Annotated in this window: 3 protein-coding genes; all 3 read right to left on the reverse strand. The window is 39.9% G+C overall.

Annotated elements, in window-relative coordinates; genetic code table 11:
• Positions 1-137 precede the first annotated feature (137 nt).
• Genes T501_RS19270 through T501_RS19280 form a run of 3 tightly spaced genes read right to left on the reverse strand, consistent with a single transcriptional unit; the run spans position 138 to position 2,685 of the window.
• The gene (locus T501_RS19270) at positions 138-953 is read right to left on the reverse strand and encodes a phosphatidylserine decarboxylase (protein WP_044917133.1); all 816 of its coding nucleotides are present in this window, start codon (positions 951-953) and stop codon (positions 138-140) included.
• Entirely contained in the window at positions 950-1,663 is a 714-nt protein-coding gene (locus T501_RS19275) for a CDP-alcohol phosphatidyltransferase family protein (protein ID WP_242845583.1), read from the reverse strand. The genes T501_RS19270 and T501_RS19275 overlap by 4 nt, the downstream gene beginning before the upstream one ends.
• Complete coding sequence (locus T501_RS19280; protein ID WP_081843265.1) at positions 1,642-2,685, reverse strand: lysylphosphatidylglycerol synthase transmembrane domain-containing protein; 1,044 nt, start codon at positions 2,683-2,685, stop codon at positions 1,642-1,644. Before T501_RS19280 ends, T501_RS19275 begins: the two co-directional genes overlap by 22 nt.
• Between the last annotated feature and the right edge of the window lie 199 nt (positions 2,686-2,884).

Raw genomic sequence — 2,884 nt, forward strand, 5'->3', positions numbered from 1 at the left:
TAGCTTGCAAAATTCATCTGCGCACCAGTCGCATCCATAGCGGAGCGCTTTTTATTCAATAGGAAATCCGAAGGAATTTCCTATTGAACAAAAAAATGCCAGGGGTAAGTGTAACTTTTGCCCCTGGCATTGTCATATCAAAGTATTTCTGCAACCGCTTCCCCCATCTTCACAGGGAACTCAATTCCTCTTCTGGATCGCTGTTCTATTCCACTATTCAGCTTTATCTTGTCCTTGGGAATAAGAACAATTATTGTAGATCCTCCGTACTCAAAATGTCCCTTCTCTTCGCCCCGCTTCACCACTGCTGCAGCAGGATTATCATTTGCTATCCTTCCAACCAGCATGGCGCCTACCTCCATCTGAATGCAGCGGCCAAGCTTATCATTATCTATCACTGAGTACTGTCTGGAATTTTCTGTAAATACCGGCAATTCAGAAAGAGCAACCGGTCTTACAGTATGATAAAAGCCTTTGATTTTTCTGTCTTTGTACTTTTGACCATCAGTAAAGTAAACATATCTGTGATAGTGATCCACACAAAGCCTGTAAACCAGGCAATATCCACCATCAAAGCTCTCTGCCAGTTTCCTGTCTCTAAGTAGACTCTTCACTGTAAATTTACTCTGCTTGACATTAAGGACAGTTCCCCCGGATATCCTGCATACTTTAAGATAACCGTCACATGGAGCTATCACCTTGTCAGCGTCCTCACATACAGGTCTGAGTCCATCCTTAATTCTTCTGCAAAAGAAATCATTAAATGAATGAATATCATCAAGAACATAGTCATCCATTTTTATGTTATTCCTTTTTGCAAAAGGTCCTATAAGCATTTTTGAAATTTTAAGATCAAGTATTCTGCCCGCCAGATCGGATACAGGTTTCATCGTAAGTGGCTTTAGTATTATTCTTCCAACAGTTGTCTTATAAAGTAATTCAAGTGTATTCATAGATTAGTTACCAAAATATAAATATTTATCGCAAATTCAACAGCGCCTATAGCTGATAAAAAGATGATCACCTTAAGTCCGGGCTTAGGTATTTTGAAATTCCCTATGAAAAGAACTCCGACAATAAGCAGCATCCAGAAGTAGAAAAATGTCAGATCTGCTCTGGTAAAATAATGCACTATCAACGTCAGCGGAAAAATAAGAGCTGCAGCCGTAACAGGAAGTCCTGTGAAATATTCCTTACCGATTGTAGCCTTTTGTTCTGCTCTTTCAGATACTGTTGCATTGAAATATGCAAGTCTCACAAGAGCTGTCAGAATATAAAAAGCGGCGATAGAAAGAAGCAGCACTACCATCCAGATTTTTGCAGTGTTTCCGCTTCCTCTTACTACATCACGAAATGCTCCATTTATTCTGAGCTGGGCAATTCCTATAGATACGGGAAGTATCCCAAAACATATCAGATCAGAGAGTGAATCGATCTGAGCACCGAATTCTTTTTCAAAATCGGATCTGTTTTTCTTTGTTCTGGCAACAGTTCCATCGAAAGCATCAAGGATTCCTGACAACATCAAAAATACTGCTCCCCCGTATGGATGTCCAATTCCGGTCATAGTGATAATAATACCTATCGCACCGGAAATTGTAGATAAATAAGTCAGAATAACCGTATAATCATATACGCCTATCATCTTTTTTTCATTTTCCATAAATATCCTCCAAGCGTTATCAGCCCGCTTATAATAACACAAAAATAAAATGATATGCCACGGCTCACCATATCGAGCTGAAGTGCGGCTTCATGTGTCATTATTTTTGAAAAGCCGTCTATCATCAGATAATCCGATATTCCCATGGCACCCGGAATCGGGACAAAATTGTACCCGATAGTAATAAGGCACTGCTTTGAAAAAAGTGTCACACAGTCTCTGGCTTTCCCTCCAAGACACAGATGCATAAACATCGGAACTGCTATCTGAGATGCACGCTGCAATACATTATATATAAAAGCCTTTACAAGTATCCGGTTCTTCCCGGCAAACATTTCAGCACAGTTTTTATAATCCTCGTGTACCTTATCCAGTTTTGACACCCTCTGATCACTTATCCTGATGAGCTTTTTACTATTAATGAAATTCACAACCCGTTTAATAAAACCAAATAAACTGTCGCTCCTTTTCAGTAAAAAGAAAAACAAGAGTATAAGGGCTGTTAGTGCAACAAAACCCGCCATTATAAATATTCTCGGAACCAATCCGAACTCTCTGAAAAAATCCGGATTCATAATGATGGAAATTATTCCAAGAAATCCAATCGCCCCGGTGTACATCATCAGATTCAGGATAAGCGTTGCTGAAATCACTCCCGTGGGAATCCCATCCTCATGCATAAAATACGCACTTGCCGGCTGTCCTCCTGTAGCGGATGGGGTTATTGCTGAAAAGTACACATCAGATGTACTGTATATCAACCCTTTAAAGACACTTCGCCTGTAATTAATTCCTTTAAGAATACTGCAAATCGCCACGCCTTCGAAGAAAACATAGGCCGCGGAACATATAATCGCAATTATGAGGTACGTTTTTTTACCTGTTGATATAACCTCATACAAATGAGCAAACGAAAGAGTCTTACTCTCTCTAAATATTGCCCAGACGGTAACTGCAGCAAGTAAGGCCGAAAAGAACATCCAGAAAACCTTTTTCGTGCCGCTGCGTTTAGTTTTTGACATTTAAACAAAAGCCTTTCTTAACAAATGGTATATAGCCAAGATATATCTGTATTATTATACTAGAAAAGAGAAGCCACGCACAATCGACTTATTTGATGGCAGTAGGTTACTGTTCAGACAGCTCTGCGCACTTGCTGCGCTGAGCGTGAGAATGTTCTACGTCTTGAATATAGGATTTGCCCCTTTGCCGAAGGCAACT

The sequence above is a fragment of the Butyrivibrio sp. WCE2006 genome (assembly GCF_000701985.1).
GTDB lineage: Bacteria > Bacillota > Clostridia > Lachnospirales > Lachnospiraceae > Butyrivibrio.